This window comes from Zooshikella ganghwensis (assembly GCF_018263875.1).
In the GTDB taxonomy this organism is placed as follows: domain Bacteria; phylum Pseudomonadota; class Gammaproteobacteria; order Pseudomonadales; family Zooshikellaceae; genus Zooshikella; species Zooshikella ganghwensis.
In genome coordinates this window covers 88,322-105,434 of the sequence record NZ_JAEVHG010000010.1, presented here as the reverse complement: position 1 = coordinate 105,434, position 17,113 = coordinate 88,322, and the positions used below count along the sequence as shown (strand labels likewise).

Sequence of the window (17,113 nt, the reverse complement as noted above, 5' to 3'; positions counted from 1 at the left end):
TGAAGGGTATAGTGATATGCAAGGGATAGTAATAAGTAAGGGAAAGTGAGAACAACGGTATGCCTGATTATGGAATTTGCTCGTTAAAACTTAAAATCATTCTATTAGCTATTATTCCATTAGTGGTTGTTATCACTGTAATATCATTAATGTTTTTTCTTGGTTCAATTGATTTGGCAAAGGAACAGCGTCGAATAATAAAAGAAAATATCATGGCTGAAAAAAAGTATGAACTGCAAAGTTACGTCAATATAGCCATGTATTCCATTAATCATATTATCAATGTTAATGAAGATAAAGAAGAAGCTAAAGAGCATGTGAAGGCTCTACTGAATAATATGCGGTTTGATAGTGATGGTTACTTTTTTGTCTATACGATGGATGGAACAAATATTCTTCACCCTATGTTACCGGAAATTCAGGGGAAAAATGTATGGCATGTAAAAGATAAAAATGGCAAACAAGTAATTAAAGAACTTACGGCAATTGCAAAAAATGGAGGTGGATTTTTTCAGTATTGTTGGAATAAACCATCTGTCAATAAAGATATGCCTAAAATCGGGTATGTTGTTTCCCTTCCAGAATGGGGGTGGATGGTAGGTTCTGGTATTTACATTGATGATATTGATGAAGAAATAAAGGATTTTAATGATCAAGTGACTAATAGCTTTAATAATACCTTTGTGCGAGTAATGATTGTTACCATTATTAGTATATCGATGATTATTTTGTTTATTTTATCTATTAATATCAGTGAGAAAAAATTAGCGGATAAAAAGCTCAAGGAACTTACACAACGAATTGTTGATTTGCAGGAAGCAGAGCGTGCGAGGGTAGCAAGAGAGCTTCATGATGGAATAAACCAGTTATTAGTTTGTATCAAGTACTCGTTAGAGGCTGCAAAAGAGCATGTTAATAAGAAAAGTGCAGCGGAACAAGAGCTACAATGTGGCATTCAGCGTTTGGATGAGGCAATTCAGGAAATAAGGCGTATTTCTAGAGATTTAAGACCCAGTCTATTAGACCACTTAGGTTTATTCCCTGCATTAGAAGCCTTATGCCGTGACTTTTCGCGTCGTACAAATATTGATGTGCGCTATATTGCTGTGGATAACTTGAGGCTGGCAAGTGAGGTGGAAACAACCCTTTATAGAATTGCTCAAGAAGCATTAACCAATGTTGAACGTCACGCTAATGCAACGCAGGTAAGGCTTTGGTTTAAAGTGAATAAGCTTGCGTTGATGATGTATATTGAGGACAATGGACAGGGTATTTTGTCAAGCCATCAGAGTAATGGCACAGCAATTACTGATGTGTGTAGAGGGGTAGGGTTAAGAAATATGCGTGAGCGCATAGGCTATCATGGAGGAGAAATGCTCATTGATACCAAAACGCACAATGGTACAAAAATAACGATCAAACTACCTCTGCTTTCCATTCAAGAAGCTGCTTAGTCATGATGGATCAGCATATTAGAATATTATTAGTCGATGATCATGTACTTGTTCAAGAAGGTATTAGAGCACGTTTATCGCAGCAATCTAATTTAGATGTTGTTGCTGTTGCAAGTGATGGTGAAAGTGCTCTGCAGAAAATAGAAAATACAGCAATTGATGTTGTGTTAATGGATATCAGTATGCCTGGTATGAATGGTATACAGGTTTTACAGCATATTAAGGCCAGGTATCCTGATTTAGTTGTTTTGATTTTGACAATGCATGACAATCGAGAGTATTTACTAAGTGCGTTACGCTCAGGAGCTTCTGGCTATGTACTTAAAGATGTTTCAGCAGCAGAACTGATTAATGCTATAGAAGTCGTGTTTCATGGAGGCACATATTTAAGTCGTTCTGTTTCCCAGACACTGTTAGACACTCAGCCTGGAACAACAGCATCAAATACACCTCTTACGCCCAGGGAACAAATGGTGCTTACCTTACTTGCAGAAGGGGAGTGTAGTAAACATATTGCTGCGAAGCTACACATCAGTGTGCGTACAGTTGAAACCCATCGACAGAAAATAAAACGTAAGCTTGGTATTAATAGCACAGCAGAGTTAACACGCTATGCAATAGAGCATAATTTGTAAGTTATACCCTTCGCTGTAGGTATACTGCTATGGTTTTATCAGTTATTGGGGTTTTATAAGTTACTGGGGTTTACGGGACTCTACTTGCATATTTTCTGCTGCTTTAATTAAGTTATGTTCTGTTTGGTGCTCATGGCTTATGGCGAAGCCCGAAGAGCATGTGACCTTTCTTTTTGTCTTTTCAATCTCAAACGGCTCAGTAAAGGCATTATGGATTCTCTTACAACACTGCTCTGCTTGCTCATGGTCTGCATCTTCAACAATGATAATGAATTCATCACTGGAGAAACGGCCAACCGTATCTTTGGGGCGTGTGTTAGTCAGCAAGCGTTCTGCAACCTGTTTTAATAGCGCATCACCTGCGGTATGACCAAATTGTTCATTTATATCTTTAAAATTATCAATATCGATGATAATAAGTGCAAAACTGTAACTGTCAGATAACATACTGCGTGCAAAGCAGCGTTTTAACTGATCCAAGAAACTATATCGTTTGAGTAATCCAGTTAAGGCATCATGGGCTTCAATATACTGTAGCTGGTCAATAATAAGTTGCCGGCTAAGAAGTGTACCAGTCCATTCAGCGAGGATTTTTAGAAAGCTGATATCAATACTTGTATAAGGAACGGCACGCGGTGTATTACTGAATAAACACAACACGCCATGAACTTTTTCTTGAACAGTAATTCGACAGCCCATGTAAGATTTGGTCGCTTGCTCTAATTGTGTCTCACTAAAATGTTCACTTAATTGTTGATAAGTAAAGTGAATTGGATTGGGGCTATTAATAGCAAGATAATTAAGTTTTTCTAGAATCGGTAGGTTAATTTGTGGTTTTTGTTCTATTGTAAAATGCTGAAAATCCACTGCAAAATGATCGTTAATTAAACGGTAGACGAAACAAAACTGTTCTCCGAAAAGTTCGCAGCTGGCTTCTAACATTTTATGTATTTGGTTGGAAGTAGAGTACTCTTTTTGAGAAGTAAATGAAAAAATATCCTCCATGCTTTTGAGTTTGTGCAGAACAGGATGGTGCCAGGCATGAGCAATACCTTGAGCTGTATAACGAGACATGCAGACTTTGAGGGAAGTGACAATACTTGCTAAAGGAAGGTTTGCTACATCCAGAAAATCATACATCCCTTCATGGATTAACTCGTCAAACGGTATCTCAGTACTCAGGTCTCCTGCTAGTAGTATAGGAAGCTGGGAATGCTGATAATTAAACTCAATAAGTGTTGTTGAACCGATATTAATATCCAAAATGACCGCATCAATTTCAGCTGAAGCAATCGTTTGTTCCGCATGATTTAATGAATTAGCGGCAATAAATATAACGTCTTCCTGAAGTTTCTTGTTGTTTTTTAACAAGTTATGCAGTGCTTTATTGTTACTTGCTACAACTACGACGTTGTAAGGTCTATGGCTCAAAATACTATTACCCTTTTTGATTTAATTATTGATAAACAATTATTATTCCTATGGTTATTTAACTTCTATAAATTAATACCTCTTAAGTGTAGCAGTTGGTATTCATTTAGTGACGCTCTCACTGCATCAGGGTTACCAATCTTTTGGTTCAGGAGGAGTATTGTTTAGTAAGTCTGATATTTTTTGTAATGCCTGTATAAGCTGCTGATCCTCGTTGATATGACTAATGGACACTCGAATTGCCTGGGGAATAGGCGCATTACCTACAGCAAATGATGAACTAGGTGCTATATCAATACGCTGTTGTGCTAATGCCATATGCAGTTCTTGAGCTTGCCAGGTTGGTGGGAGAGGTAACCATATATGGTAGCTTTGTGGGTGAGAGATAGGATTAAATGACTTCAAGATGTTTTTTGCTATGTTGTGGCGTCGTGCTAATGTTGCTCGCTGTAAATTAATGAGCTTATTGGCACTATCATCCTGCAACCAGCGACAAGCAATTTCATGGGTTATGGGTGGGGTTAGCCAGCAATTGGCTCGAAGACTTCTAGCAATCAACGATAATGTACTTTGTGGAGAAATAATCCAGCCACTCCGCAGGCCGCCAGCCAATAACTTAGAAAAACTACCAATATAATAAACTCGCTCAGGCGCATATTGATAAAGTGCTGGCGGACGAGGTTGCTGCAAAATCCCCTGTACATCATCTTCTATAATCCATACGTTGTATTGATTGGCTATGTCGATAATATGCTGTCTACGCTCAGCGGGAGTTGTTCGTGTCGTAGGGTTATGTAATGTTGGGTTTAAATAGATGGCTCGGGGTTGGTACTTTTTACATAAAGCGTCAAAATGATCAGGCATTATGCCTTGTTCATCTAGTTGAACACCCAGTAACTGTAGTCGATGCTGACGCGCAGTAGCGATAAATCCAGGATAACTGAGCTGTTCGCACAGAACAGTATCTCCTGGCTTACAAATGCTCATAATAACGGTATTGACTCCGTGTTGACCGCCATTTGTTAATAACAGCTGATCAGCGCTAACCGTAAAATTAAATTGTTTTAGCCAGCTGGCGATTATTTCTCGTTGATGTGGCATGCCTTGTTCAGAGTAATACCCCATAAGTGATGCTAAAAACTGAGGTTGCTGACTCATTTGCTTCAGCGTTTGGCTAAGTAACACATGTTGCTCAGTAAGCGGGGCTATACCCAGGCTCAAGTCTGAACGGTTTTCTGTAATATGCTGCTGAATCTGGAAGTTTGCATCAGGCTGTTGTTGGCGAACAAATGTGCCTCGACCGACATGGCCATACACATAGCCTTGATCTTCTAACCGTTTATAAGCACGAGACACAGTGCCTACCGTGACATTTAAACGGTCTGCTAGCAGCCTTTGCGGAGGGAGTTGGTGTTCTTGTGTATATGAGAATGTTTTTATTTGCTCAGCATAAGCCTTTGCAATGCGCTGATAGCAAGGGCCTGTCTGCTCGTTTATATGTTCGGGTTTAATCCAGAGAATTGTCATGGTGTCAATATTTTTATTGAAGTTAATTATTAGCTGATTAATATTAACAATGTTTTATCTTTGTATCGATATTTACGGGTTTATTTTTAAATTGTATCGATACAATTTGCTGAGGAAAAATTGTTATGGAAATGAAGTTTTTGGCTAATAGTTACGCTCAAACCCATGCCACGAGCATAATTGAAAGTGGTGAAGGGTGGTTTCGATGTCAGGAAACTATTTTTTATCCTCAGGGAGGAGGACAACCAGGGGATACCGGCAAAGTAATCACTGAAGATGGCTCTGAGTTAACGATTGTGAATACCTTAAAAGGAAAGGGTGTAGGTCAGGTTGTACACTATTTAAAGGATGAGTCATGTGTTGTCCCTGTTGGACAACAGGTTAACTTAATGCTTGATTGGCAGCGTCGCTACCAGTTTATGCAGCTGCACACCGCACTTCATGTACTTTCTGCAGTATTACCTTTTCCTGTGACAGGCTGCCAAATTAATGAAACATCGGCTCGGATGGATTTGGCGTGTCCTGAGTTACCGTTGACAAAAGAAGAAATTACAACCCAGCTAAACGACTATTGTTGTGCTAATCATACTGTTTTTGTAGAACAATTGTCAGAAGAATTACTGCAAAAGCAGCCGGAATTGGTTAAAACCATGTCAGTAAAACCACCTCAAGGGGTGGGTAATATTCGTATGATTCGCATTGATGCTCTTGATTATCAACCCTGTGGAGGAACTCATGTGGCGAGTACAGGTGAAATACCTGCACTTGTTATTTCTAATATTAAATCAAAGGGCAAACAAAATAGGCGTGTGACGATTTGTTTTGCAAAAGAACCGGTGCTGTTAAATTAGTACTGCAAGTAATATAACGAGATTTGAAGATAAATACAGCTTGCTGCTACAGCTATATTTATAGGGATGCATACCTTGCAAATCAAACCCAATTAAGCGGGACTGTGCGAAGAGAAAGGAGAAGTCATCATACTAAACAGGCTCCTCTCTCTAATTCGATTTTTATACCTTTGACTTTAGGTATATTAAAGCGCTAAATCAGGCTCTGCACGACAAATACTGTCAAGCCAAAGTGATGCCATTAGGTTGTCACTGCTGAGCCAATTTGCAGTTTGGGTTTCTTCTGCGCTTGCCTGGTTGAACTCTGGGAGAAAATGGTCAAGTTCTCCGGTGATGCTTTGTTTTCTATCACCATTTAGACAAAGCATATGTCGTGAAGATTGAGTTTGCTCACCAGTTGAGTGAGCAAAAAACTCTTGTAATGCCAGTGAAGAAAATAACTGAGATGCAATAAATGTCATCATGAACTCCCTTTGTGATGAAACGGTATCTCTTACCGAGTGACGAGCACATTTTTACTCTTTTTATGTGTTCTACCTGCTTTCTTACATCAACACATTGTGTAGTAGCTATAAGCAGGATTTTAAGACACGTGATGCTTTTAGCAAAATGATGCACTGGGAGTAACTAATGCATTAATGGTGCCGATTAATCATTGAGCCTTGTTATTTACACTTACATCTGTGTAATTAAGGACTTGAATTGGTTTATGGGGCTATGTCAGTGTTCACCATTCAGCTAAAAATGAAGTATATGTGCACTATCAAAGAGCATATGCTTCAATTTGGACATTTTTATTAAGCATCTATCTATTGATGAATATATTTTAAGTGACTCATAAGTTTGTATATATAGCTACTTACAAAGATGTGAAATCAATAGTGCGACATGTAGAGTATATTGGAAAGTAGGGGGTTATAACCCCGCTACAATCTCTTTGCTGAACGTTTTTTCACAGTACTTGCATTTCAGGTAAATGCTTTCGTGTTTTTTAGTTACTTTAAAGTAGCTGGTAACAGGTTCGTGAAGTGAAATACAGTTTGAATTAGGGCAATCAAATACGCCTTCTAAGGCATCAGGGGTAGACATGGTGAACTTGTCTTTAACCACATAATTGTCGATGACATTTATGGTTGCACTAGGCGCAAATAAAGAAAGTTCATTTGCCTCTGATTCTGTAAATAACCGGTTTTCTACTTTAATAAGATCTTTTAAGCCAATTTCCTGGCTTGGCAGGTTAAAGCCGACGGTGATTTTTTCGTTGCCATCGACCAAATGCAATTGTTTTAAAATTTTAATGCCTTGGCCCGCAGGTATATGATCAATAACAGTACCTTTGCGAATGGCCTCAACTAATAATTTATTAGCCATGATGCTTTTATCCTACAGGTTAAAGGGTTTCGTTTAATACAAGCGCTAACAAAGCCTGACGAGCATAGATGCCATTCTGTGCTTGCTCAAAATAATACGCGTAAGGGGTTTTATCCACATCGACAGTGATTTCATCTACCCGAGGTAGAGGATGAAGTATTTTTAAATTTTTTCTGACATCGCTCAGCATTTCAGCGGTTAAGATGTACTTGGAGGCTATATGTTTATATTCCGTTTCATCAAAACGCTCTTTTTGAACACGTGTCATGTAGACAATATCAACATCATTGATGACTTCTTCAATACTTTGGGATACTTGGTATTTGATGCCTTTTTCATCTAATTCTTCAAGAATGTAGTCAGGCATTGCTAATGCTTCTGGTGAAATAAAAAAGAAGCGACATTTAAATAAGGAGCAGGCTTGCGCAAGAGAGTGAACAGTTCGGCCGTATTTTAAATCACCAACGAATGCGATAGTTAACTCCTCTAGCTTTCCCTGGCATTCAAAAATAGTAAATAAATCCAGAAGTGTTTGCGTTGGGTGTTGATTTGCACCATCGCCACCGTTAATAACAGGCACGGTAGAGAACTCACTGGCTAGCCGTGCGGAACCTTCTCGAGGATGACGAATGACAAAGGCATCAGTGTAGGAAGAAATCACTTGGACAGAGTCTGCGAGTGATTCCCCTTTTTTGGCTAAAGATGTGTTGGCATCATTATCAAAGCCTATGTGTGTACCACCCAGGCGTAAAATCGCTGTTTCAAATGAAAGCCGAGTACGTGTTGAGGCTTCAAAAAAACAGCTGGCAACTACTTTATTTTTGAGTAAAGGTGGGGGGGGCTCACACTTTAATCGTTCAGCTGTGCGAACTATTAACTCCATTTGCTCTTGTGTTAAGTCTGAAATAGAGATTATATTTTTTTGAAACAGAGGGTTTGCCATGGCTCACTCGCTTTTTCGGGTCAAAAAAAAGCCCCGATTACGGGGCTTTTTAAATTTCTGAAAATAAATTAAAAAAATAGAGATTCGGTTGTTTATCTGGTGTTTAAATGGGTGGTAATGCCAGATTACAGCAAGCATTTGGATCAGGAATATAATGTTGAAAACTATTGGCTTACATAACCATGAGGTTGGAGTAGAGGTATTGGTATTGTAAGTATTGATAGAGGAATGGGCTAATGCTGTGCCAACAAGGTAATAGTTGGAGGTAGCAGGTATCGTTTGTCTTTGCCCATCAATATTCACAACTACTTTTTCCTCTCCTGTTTGCTATACGACATATTAAATTTTTGCCTGCTACCCTATTAGAGGTATAGTGCAAACTTAGTCAAAAAGGGTGAGACTCAGCCATTATTGCTATCATCCATAATGATATCACCCTACCAATTAACATCCTTCACTGAGAGTATATACCCTTTTTTACAGCAATAAGTGCTGTTTAAGGGCATATCACTAATCTGTAATAGTGGCAGTTCCACTCGCACAAAATTGCGGGAATTTTACATATTAAAATTAAAAACACAACCCCAATAGCTAGATGATTTTGTTTTAAAAACAAGTTTTATTGTGATCAGGTACTGAAAATACGAGTCCTTTAGGTATAGCTAAAAACCACTACGTGAACAGGAGAGCTGCTACTCCCAGTAGAATAAAGAGAGAAGCAGTAGTCCAGCGAATCCATTTAAGTGGTAGCTTATCTGCAGCAAATTGGCCTAACACTACAACAGGTACATTGGCTAGCAACATTCCCATTGTGGTTCCTATGATGACTTGCAGGGTTGCTGAATAGTGGGTTGCCAGTACGATAGTAGCTATTTGTGTTTTATCACCAATTTCGACAAGAAAAAACAATACGAGTGTGGTTAAAAATGCACCCCACTGATGTGTTTTTGTTGGAGTATCGTCAAGCTTATCAGGTATCAAAACCCAGATACCCATCAGTATAAAACCTGTAGCTGCAATCCACGATAGGTAGTTAGGGTTGATCAGGTGATTGAGGTAGTTACCTAAAGCTGCGGCCAGCCCATGGTTGGCAAGTGTAGCGATGGTTATCGCAAGGATAATGGGGACTGGTTTTTTAAAGCGAGTAGCGAGCAATAGCGCCAATAATTGGGTTTTGTCACCGATTTCAGCCAGGGCAACAGAAAGCGTTGAAAAAAGTAATGCACTCATAGTGAACTCTCAGGGCGGGTTTGTTCCAATGACACATACTCCACCCGCCCTTTGCGAAGGAGTTATGTGTCAAAGGTCTTGCCAAAACAGCGGTGGCTGTTGCATTTAGGCCATGATTCATTGAGGAATCAATTATGTTGACCTAAATCCTGAAAGGAAAAACCGTGATGAACGGTTTGCCTTTACAAGCGGCTACTCCCCTAAGACGGAGTTGATTGTACCTCACTAGTAACTTTCTGCAATAGCGGCTTATTTGCAGACCTGTCATGGTAATGGTTAACGTTCATTGGAAGTGTTAACAGGCCCTAATACTCATCGGCTGTTTGGTGCACATATCCTTGCTTTGATGCATTGCCATTGCGGTCATAGTTTGGCGCAAAAACACTGACTACTCGTTGTTTTCCTCTAATGTGGATTTTGCCAATTTCTCGACAAGTGATGTCTGGTGCTAAATGGTGAGTGGCTTCTGAAATCAATATTCGGGTGTTGTACTCTTTGTTGAGTCCTTCCAAACGCGCTGCGAGATTTACATCATCACCATGTACCGTATAGTTCAGCCGGTCTTTAGCGCCAACGCTTCCTGCAATAACTTCCCCTGAATTAATGCCAATGCGGCAGCGCATAGGATGATTACAAAATAATGTGGTGCTAAGTGCTTGTTGTATTTCTATAGCTGCTGTCAATGCTTGCCTTGCATGTTCAGCAGGGGAATTGATATTGAATACAGCTAATACCGCATCACCTTGGAACTGGGTGATGACACCATCATGTTTTTCTAATATACGAGTGATCAGGGAAAAGTATTCATTCAGCATGGTAATGAGCTGCTGAGGAGAGATTTGCTCTGCCAGGGCCGTGAACCCCTCAATATCAATGAAAACAATGGTTGCTTTTTGAATTTTGGGATCTAGCGTGCCATTGGATTGTATGAGCTGTTTAGCAATATTATGGGGGACATACTGGCCAAATAGTCTTCTCAGGTTTTCATGAGATTGTAAATCATCCAGCATGTTATTAAATGCGTTGGCAAGTAGGTCAAGCTCTTGCAGCGGTTGTTTATGCAGCCTGGGTACTTTAGTTAATGGAACCTGGCCGACTTTAGCAAACATAGTGGTTATATGTCTTATTCGGTTGCCAATGAAGCGTGCACCACCAACAGCAAGAACCATCATTACCAGCAGAATACAACAGCTGGCAATTAGTAAATGAATAAAGGTTTGCTCAATATCGGCATACTGGTCGTAGCTGAAGTAAATACCCACGGTCCATGGAGAGTGACCGAACCCAGCAAAGTCGGTGTAAATAAACTCCCATTTATTATCATCCAGTGAAACGCTATGGCCTTTTATTGAAGGGTTTTTTAACCACTTGCTGGGTTTTTGGCTGGCATCCCAAATGGCTTTGAGTGGGTGATTGTCAGTGAGGTTCGCTAAAGTGGGAGCTGGATGATCAGTATTGACAAAACGACCTGGGTGGTAGTCTGGGCTAGATAAAGCTAAAAGTTGTTGCTGGCTATTGAGTAAAAAGATAACAGGCCGCATATCTTTTGCGCTTTCTTTGACAATATCACTAAGCTTTTCCAGAGTAACGCCTGTTAACAGTAAACCCGTTTTACCATTGGGTAGTGTAATTTTTCGATAAGCTTGAATGATGCTAGCGTGCAAACCTTCAATATAAACAGGGTCAAGCCACTTCACTTGTGTGGTTGTTTCTTGAGCACTTAATAAGTGGGTGATTAGCGGATTGTCACGCCAATAGTCTTTAAAGACATCAGTCTTGTCTCTTGCATAGTAACGCGCAAAATATTGTTCATCGACATAAGCTATTCCGACAACCTGGGGCGTGGCCGCTAAAGTGCCTTGTAATAACTTATTGAACTGCGGTGAGTCATTGGTGGCTATGTAGCCTGACTCAATCAATGATGCTAGATACTCTAACTGGTTATTAATTGGACGAAGGTGACTGTTCAGCTGGTCTTCAATTGACGTTATCCCTATCTCGGCAATTTGATTAAAAAGCTTTTCGGTGTTTTTTTCAGTACTAAAAAGTCCAAGTGACAAGATACTGATGACAGCAATAAGCAGTATGAGCGAAAAGCCGTAAGTGAGCAGACCTGTCAAAGTGATTTTTTTCATGAACGATTGTTTATAAAGCCAGTTGCTTTGATGTTGAATGTGTTGATTGAGTGTAGCTGTTTCCTGAAATGTTGTTGAATGAATTAATACCTTACTTTATTGGTTGATAGATGTGCAATGTTGCAAGCTAGGAAGAACTTATATCTTACCCATACTAAGCAGCTAAACTAAGTATAAAGAATATGAAGGTGCGTCATTTATTCAGGAATATAGGGTCGTGTAATGATGAAAGCTATAAGTGTATTTCGTATGACAGTCTGTTTGATGTTATTGATAGCCGGGATGCAAGCTAACTTGGCTTTTGCTGATAACAAGGTTTATTTGACTTCTTTGGATTGGCCACCTTATACCGGTGAAAGCTTACCTGGCCAAGGAGCATCTGTAGCTGTTGCTAAAGCGGTATTTGCTGAGGCTGGTCTTGAATTAGTCGTTGATTTTTACCCTTGGAAACGAGCCGTTAATTTGGCAAAAAATGATGAAAAATATGTCGGTTATTTTCCAGAGTATTATTCAGCTGATCTTGAGCAGGACTTTATTTTTTCTGAACCGATGGGGAATGGACCTTTAGGTTTTGCACAGAGAAAAGATAATCCTGTAACCTGGCAGAGTTTGAGTGACTTAAAACCCTTTAAAATTGGTACTGTCAGTGGTTATGTTAATACTACTGAGTTTGATCAAATGGCTGAAGCAGGCACTATAAAGGTGGATAGTGCAGGAGATGATGTTAAGAACTTATTAAAGCTCAATGCGAAAAGAGTTAAACTTGCAGTGATCGATAAGTATGTTATGACTTATTTGTTAGACACTGATCCAGCGTTGAAAAAGATCAAGGGGAATATTGTATTTAACGAAACATTACTTGAGGATAAAAAGCTCTATATTTGCTTTCGTAAAAGTGAAAAAGGTAAAGAGATTCAGCAGAAGTTTAATACAGCTTTAAAAAAAGTTGATGTTTCAGCCATCATGTCGAAGTACCTGAGTCGGTAGTGTTAAGATAATAACATACAAGCTGAAAGTTGAGTGATGAGTGGGCAAGCTTTGATGTTATCAGGTTTTGCCCTCTAGCTCATAATGTGATGTGGTAGAGGTAAGAGTTGCTTCCTCTTAGACCTATTTAGTTTTAAAAAAATCACACAACTGTGTTTTATTCTAGGGTGTAATAGAGAATCATTTTAAGTTGTGTTAATTTTCCTGCCCGTAATCTATCACTCAAAAAAACATATGTGAGTTTATATATCCAAAACCAAGGGTATAATTTCTACGCGTGTTCTGTAGAGGGATAGCTGAACGTTGCTACTTGTTAGGAAAAATAAAATCTGAAGAATGGCTCGTGGAAAGTTTACTTATAACTTTGCCATGTAGTAATAGAATGAGTCATTCATTTTCATTCTTTTTGGCAACGTGTGAGCAACTATAATTTAACAGTATTTAAAGAAAGCAGCTTAGTAAAACGCCTTTTGGGCATACATTCATTGGATGATAGTAGTACCTGATATGACATTGGTCACTTTGAAAAAGAAATGTAAGTTCAGTAGTTTCCTTACATTGATGCTTGTAGCCTTTCACGGAGAATCTTTTTCCTCATCAATGGCTGTGGCAAGCCAACAGTATTATCAGTTATCAATGGCATTTCTTAGATACCATCAGCTAGCTCAAAGTTCAGCATGGCAATCTTTACCTAGCTATGATCAGTTCATGCTGTATACCCCACAAGACAAGAATGCGCTGCTGAACCAATTGCTAACGGCAACAGGTGATCATAAAGCACCTTCTGATCCTCTCTATTTAGCAATACAGCGTTATCAGCGTCGTCATCAATTACCAGCTTCTGGCCATATTAATAAAGCAACTTATTTATCACTCTACGCTGGTCCAAAAGAAAAAGCACAACTCATAGCTCGCAATCTAAAGCGACTGGAGCGTTTACCTGATGATCTAGGACGAAATTATGTGTTAGTCAACGTACCAGATTACTCGCTGCAATATGTAGAAAGAGGGGAGGTCAAGTTGTCTATGCGCGTTATTGTGGGTAAACCCTACAGGCCAACGCCCTTGATGGTCGATACTATTCGTTCAATTATTGTGAACCCCACTTGGACTGTACCGAGTAAAATTGCCTTTAAAGATATACTTCCTAAGTTAAAAAAACAGCCTAACTACTTGAAAAAAAATAATTTTAGCGTGTTTCAATATAAGGATAATGGTGTCGTCACTGTTAATTATGATGATATTGATTGGGAAAACATAAACTACAAGAAAATTGATCGCTCAGCTTTTCCTTATCAACTCAGACAAAGTTCAGGCTCGCATAACGCTTTAGGGCGGTTTAAATTTAACTTCCCTAACAGTCAGGCTATTTACCTTCATGATACCCCCCAGAAATATTTATTTAGCCGACAAAACAGGGCATTAAGCTCTGGCTGTGTCAGAGTAGAAAAACCAAGACAACTAGCTGAGCAGCTCTTAAAAAGTAATCGTCATTACTCACGCAGAAAAATTGATCAAATATTAAATTCTGGCCAGATGACAACCCTTTCTCTCAATGTACCGGTCCCTGTCTATATTACTTATCTTACTGCATGGGTGAACCAAGATGGTGAGCTTCGCTTTGCGAAGGATATTTATAAAATGGACAAGCGCCGTTATATTTCCATGGCAGATCAATAATCAAATATATATAGTGCATGACCCACCTTCTGCTAAATTTAAAAGAAACTTAATGATTTAGCGAAGTTGGGGGCAATGTATAAGGAGCAAGTGCAACGGCGTATTTTAACGGTTCTAGTGATTTTATCACTTGGCTTTTTGAGTCTGGAAGGCTGGATGACATGGATGCGAAATCAGTCTACTCAAGAATTAGTAGAATATCGTCAGACCTTTTTAAAACAAAACCTATCGCGTATGGTTACGCGCCTTGGTACAACGTTACGTAGTGCTTGCAGTGACTATAGTCTATGGACTCAGATGCAGGATTTTTCTAAAAAACTGGATCGTCACTGGGCTAAAGTCAACATTGATACCAGCCTCCCTGAGTTTGGCATAACACATACTTGGATTGTTAATCCTGAATACAAAACAGTTTATAGCTTTATTGTGGATAGCTTGCCTGAGTTTGAGCAGCCATTACAAAAAGACACGTTAAAGTCAGTTAAAGGATTAAATTTTTATCAAGGATTTTATCGATATAAACAAGCTATTTTTGAGCTTGCTGCATGTCCTCTCCATAGCAGTGATGATTATGAGCGTTTAGGTGAAGCGACAGGATGGTTAGTACTGGCTCAGCCTGTAGGTGAAGACTACTTAGAACAAATTGCGTTACTCACTGACAGTAAAGCAAGTATTGTATTCAATAACCACTTATCACCATCCTCAATAATCAATAATCCTTGGAATATTCGTATTAGCCTACCTTTCAGGGGGGCTTCAGGACAGCCAGTTGCTTTTCTGACAGCAACAACCCACTTAGAAGATTTAAAAAAGCTTTATGATGCTTCTACTCAACTCATCATAGTGAATGGTTTTTCCATTATTTGTTTGTTATTTCTCACGTATTTTTTATTACAAGTCTGGGTGCTTTCTCCTCTAAAACAATTAACTAATTCTCTAGATAAAAATACAGCAAGTGAATTAAAAACACTATTATCACGGGATGATGAATATGGCAGGTTAGCATCGTTGGTTAATGATTTTTTTCGGCAACGGGATTTATTGGCAGCAGAAATTCAAAAGCGTGGACAGGTAATGGACCAATTGGCTCAGGTTAATCTGCAGCTGTTTGATAATGCTCGCCTTGATGAGTTAACACAAGTTGCTAACCGGCGACGTTTTGACGAGTACCTGGCAAGTGCTTGGAATAGTGCTATTAGCACAGGCAACCCTATTGCGTTACTCATGATTGATTTGGATTTTTTTAAGCGATACAACGATACGCTAGGTCATCCAGAAGGAGATGATTGTTTGGCTTTAGTCGCAGATGTTTTTCGTAATGTCGTAAAAAGTCGTCATGATTTATTAGCACGTTATGGAGGAGAAGAGTTTGCTGCAATCCTTCCCTTAACAGATGAAGCTGGTGCTAAAGTCTTAGCAGGACGTATTATTGATGTATTAAAGCAAGCAGAAATTCCCCATCCCGGCAGTGAGTTCCAAGTAGTGACCACTAGCATAGGTGTGGCAGCATGCTCACCCATACCCCATCAAAACCCCGAGATGTTAATCAACATGGCAGATAAAGCACTGTACGAAGCTAAACGCAGAGGCCGCAATGGTGTTGTTGCATTTAGTGAGTTGCCAAAGACTGTGGATGAGGATATCAATCAGTGAACTTTGGAGTAGAAGGTACTTTTCGTTGAATACAGTTGGTCTTGAGTAGTTTACCTATTGTAAGTTACAGATAATTCTCACATACAGAGCACCAAGCACAAGTCTTAGGGAGTGAGGTTATCGTGCCATTAAAATGTTTATTGCAATATAAGTTAAGTTAGTTATAGTAGGGGATGTTGCTTCTATTATACGTATATTGACGTATATAAGGAAAGGTTAATAAAATCAGTTTGCTAGTAAAACTCTAGATTAGAGTTCTAGTTAATAAGAAGTATGAAAATTATATAAATAACTTAGACTAGTATTGCTAAGTAATATCACGTTGGTATTCATAAGGTGAATCATACTAGCAGGGAGTACTGACTGAATGCCAGGGAGTAATAACAATACGATTGGGGTGATATTTATATTTTCCCTGTTTGAAGTTAATTTTCTCTATTACTTTAAATGTAACCATATATAATGGTGATGTTACTAGTGGGTTTAATATATATCTTTAAAGGTTTAACTTGATTAAGTAGTTTTTATGAAAAGAATAATACTGCTTTGTTTGGTTTATCTATTGAGCGATTATTGCCTGGCTGGTTATACGCTAAAGCGAAATAGAAATCTTGAACTTTGTCGAGAGTTTTTAGCGTACTTAAATAGAAAACCTGATTTTTATTATTTCGAAGAGTTAAAGCAAGATAAAAAGTTTAAAAGCTTTACGCTCCCTAAATTGAGCCTGGTTGATAAAAGTAATTATCTTAAGCTTTATGAAAAGATTTATTTTTATCTGCATAAATATGAAAATTTGCCAGAAAATAAAAAAAACAAGCTGAGGGATGAGTGGTATGATGAAAAAGAGTTTATTCTGAGTGATAAGGTTAAATTGTATACAGCGAATATTGATGCTAATCATAATGGTAAAATAGATAAGCTTTTAATTGCTGTTGCTTCTTATACTGAAAATGATAAAGATTATAGCTTTAAAGGAAGTTATTATTATTATTGGTCTATTACAAAAGAAGATGATTTTAATCCTAATGAACTTTATAAGTTGCATGAAGGTTTACCCTTTTATTATAAAGGTCGTTTCTATATGGCTTCTATGAGAAGTGTAGGGGTAAGTATTTATGAGCCTGAAGTGTCAAAATATTATCCATATAATAATGGTGTTACTAGTGGTTTGAGTATTTGTGTTTTTGATAGAAAAAAGATTGGGCGGAGTTAAGCT

14 protein-coding genes and 1 riboswitch are annotated in these 17,113 nt (G+C 38.6%); of the genes, 7 read left to right on the top strand and 7 right to left on the bottom strand.

Annotated features, from left to right (window positions below; genetic code table 11):
• The first annotated feature begins 59 nt into the window (after positions 1–59).
• Together KHS79_RS14790 and KHS79_RS14785 are read left to right on the top strand one after the other, a co-directional pair.
• On the top strand, positions 60–1,454 hold the full coding sequence (locus KHS79_RS14790) for a cache domain-containing protein (RefSeq protein WP_212719992.1): 1,395 nt from the start codon (positions 60–62) through the stop codon (positions 1,452–1,454).
• A 2-nt stretch (positions 1,455–1,456) separates the two neighbouring features.
• Positions 1,457–2,089, top strand: a complete 633-nt coding sequence (locus KHS79_RS14785; protein WP_094788547.1) for a response regulator — start codon at positions 1,457–1,459, stop codon at positions 2,087–2,089.
• A 60-nt stretch (positions 2,090–2,149) separates the two neighbouring features.
• Here the strand turns inward: KHS79_RS14785 and KHS79_RS14780 are convergent, their stop codons facing one another.
• Together KHS79_RS14780 and KHS79_RS14775 are read right to left on the bottom strand one after the other, a co-directional pair.
• Positions 2,150–3,520: a sensor domain-containing diguanylate cyclase gene (locus tag KHS79_RS14780; protein WP_212719991.1), complete on the bottom strand. Its 1,371-nt coding sequence runs from the start codon at positions 3,518–3,520 to the stop codon at positions 2,150–2,152.
• 132 nt (positions 3,521–3,652) lie between these two features.
• A complete protein-coding gene (locus tag KHS79_RS14775; protein ID WP_212719989.1) occupies positions 3,653–5,047 on the bottom strand; it encodes an aminotransferase-like domain-containing protein in 1,395 nt (464 codons plus the stop codon).
• Between the two features lie 125 nt (positions 5,048–5,172).
• On the opposite strand from KHS79_RS14775, the gene KHS79_RS14770 reads away from it, so the two are divergent.
• On the top strand, positions 5,173–5,898 hold the full coding sequence (locus KHS79_RS14770) for an alanyl-tRNA editing protein (protein ID WP_212719987.1): 726 nt from the start codon (positions 5,173–5,175) through the stop codon (positions 5,896–5,898).
• 185 nt (positions 5,899–6,083) lie between these two features.
• Here KHS79_RS14770 and KHS79_RS14765 read toward each other — a convergent pair whose 3' ends face one another.
• The 5 genes from KHS79_RS14765 to KHS79_RS14745 form a co-directional block, all read right to left on the bottom strand.
• On the bottom strand, positions 6,084–6,362 hold the full coding sequence (locus KHS79_RS14765) for a hypothetical protein (protein WP_212719985.1): 279 nt from the start codon (positions 6,360–6,362) through the stop codon (positions 6,084–6,086).
• 451 nt (positions 6,363–6,813) lie between these two features.
• Entirely contained in the window at positions 6,814–7,269 is a 456-nt protein-coding gene (gene pyrI, locus KHS79_RS14760; protein WP_094788542.1) for an aspartate carbamoyltransferase regulatory subunit, read from the bottom strand.
• 19 nt (positions 7,270–7,288) lie between these two features.
• Positions 7,289–8,212 carry an aspartate carbamoyltransferase gene (gene pyrB / locus KHS79_RS14755; RefSeq protein ID WP_212719982.1) on the bottom strand — a complete coding sequence of 308 codons (924 nt, stop codon included), beginning with the start codon at positions 8,210–8,212 and terminating at the stop codon, positions 7,289–7,291.
• A 672-nt stretch (positions 8,213–8,884) separates the two neighbouring features.
• Positions 8,885–9,442, bottom strand: a complete 558-nt coding sequence (locus KHS79_RS14750) for a TMEM165/GDT1 family protein (protein WP_027708412.1) — start codon at positions 9,440–9,442, stop codon at positions 8,885–8,887.
• 85 nt (positions 9,443–9,527) lie between these two features.
• A riboswitch (yybP-ykoY riboswitch) is annotated at positions 9,528–9,655 on the bottom strand.
• Positions 9,656–9,747: 92 nt separating this feature from the next.
• Positions 9,748–11,577, bottom strand: coding sequence for an adenylate/guanylate cyclase domain-containing protein (locus tag KHS79_RS14745; protein ID WP_212719981.1), 1,830 nt, complete (start codon positions 11,575–11,577; stop codon positions 9,748–9,750).
• A gap of 222 nt (positions 11,578–11,799) precedes the next feature.
• Between KHS79_RS14745 and KHS79_RS14740 the strand changes: the two genes are divergently transcribed.
• The 4 genes from KHS79_RS14740 to KHS79_RS14725 all read left to right on the top strand — a co-directional run bounded on the left by KHS79_RS14740 (position 11,800) and on the right by KHS79_RS14725 (position 17,110).
• Complete coding sequence (locus tag KHS79_RS14740) at positions 11,800–12,564, top strand: substrate-binding periplasmic protein (RefSeq protein WP_233468440.1); 765 nt, start codon at positions 11,800–11,802, stop codon at positions 12,562–12,564.
• A gap of 507 nt (positions 12,565–13,071) precedes the next feature.
• Positions 13,072–14,244 (top strand): L,D-transpeptidase family protein, encoded by a 1,173-nt coding sequence (locus KHS79_RS14735; RefSeq protein ID WP_212719980.1) that lies wholly within the window; start codon positions 13,072–13,074, stop codon positions 14,242–14,244.
• Between the two features lie 75 nt (positions 14,245–14,319).
• Positions 14,320–15,897, top strand: a complete 1,578-nt coding sequence (locus tag KHS79_RS14730) for a sensor domain-containing diguanylate cyclase (protein WP_212719979.1) — start codon at positions 14,320–14,322, stop codon at positions 15,895–15,897.
• A gap of 526 nt (positions 15,898–16,423) precedes the next feature.
• The gene (locus KHS79_RS14725; protein WP_212719978.1) at positions 16,424–17,110 is read left to right on the top strand and encodes a hypothetical protein; all 687 of its coding nucleotides are present in this window, start codon (positions 16,424–16,426) and stop codon (positions 17,108–17,110) included.
• The last annotated feature ends 3 nt before the right edge of the window (positions 17,111–17,113 follow it).

What these genes read in the sequence shown, in the direction of transcription:
- KHS79_RS14790 (WP_212719992.1), top strand. Translation starts at nt 60, where the DNA reads ATGCCTGATTATGGAATTTGCTCGTTAAAACTTAAAATCATTCTATTA.
- KHS79_RS14785 (WP_094788547.1), top strand. Translation starts at nt 1,457, where the DNA reads ATGATGGATCAGCATATTAGAATATTATTAGTCGATGATCATGTACTT.
- KHS79_RS14775 (WP_212719989.1), bottom strand. Translation starts at nt 5,047, where the DNA reads ATGACAATTCTCTGGATTAAACCCGAACATATAAACGAGCAGACAGGC.
- KHS79_RS14770 (WP_212719987.1), top strand. Translation starts at nt 5,173, where the DNA reads ATGGAAATGAAGTTTTTGGCTAATAGTTACGCTCAAACCCATGCCACG.
- KHS79_RS14765 (WP_212719985.1), bottom strand. Translation starts at nt 6,362, where the DNA reads ATGATGACATTTATTGCATCTCAGTTATTTTCTTCACTGGCATTACAA.
- pyrI (WP_094788542.1), bottom strand. Translation starts at nt 7,269, where the DNA reads ATGGCTAATAAATTATTAGTTGAGGCCATTCGCAAAGGTACTGTTATT.
- pyrB (WP_212719982.1), bottom strand. Translation starts at nt 8,212, where the DNA reads ATGGCAAACCCTCTGTTTCAAAAAAATATAATCTCTATTTCAGACTTA.
- KHS79_RS14750 (WP_027708412.1), bottom strand. Translation starts at nt 9,442, where the DNA reads ATGAGTGCATTACTTTTTTCAACGCTTTCTGTTGCCCTGGCTGAAATC.
- KHS79_RS14745 (WP_212719981.1), bottom strand. Translation starts at nt 11,577, where the DNA reads ATGAAAAAAATCACTTTGACAGGTCTGCTCACTTACGGCTTTTCGCTC.
- KHS79_RS14740 (WP_233468440.1), top strand. Translation starts at nt 11,800, where the DNA reads ATGATGAAAGCTATAAGTGTATTTCGTATGACAGTCTGTTTGATGTTA.
- KHS79_RS14735 (WP_212719980.1), top strand. Translation starts at nt 13,072, where the DNA reads ATGACATTGGTCACTTTGAAAAAGAAATGTAAGTTCAGTAGTTTCCTT.
- KHS79_RS14730 (WP_212719979.1), top strand. Translation starts at nt 14,320, where the DNA reads ATGTATAAGGAGCAAGTGCAACGGCGTATTTTAACGGTTCTAGTGATT.
- KHS79_RS14725 (WP_212719978.1), top strand. Translation starts at nt 16,424, where the DNA reads ATGAAAAGAATAATACTGCTTTGTTTGGTTTATCTATTGAGCGATTAT.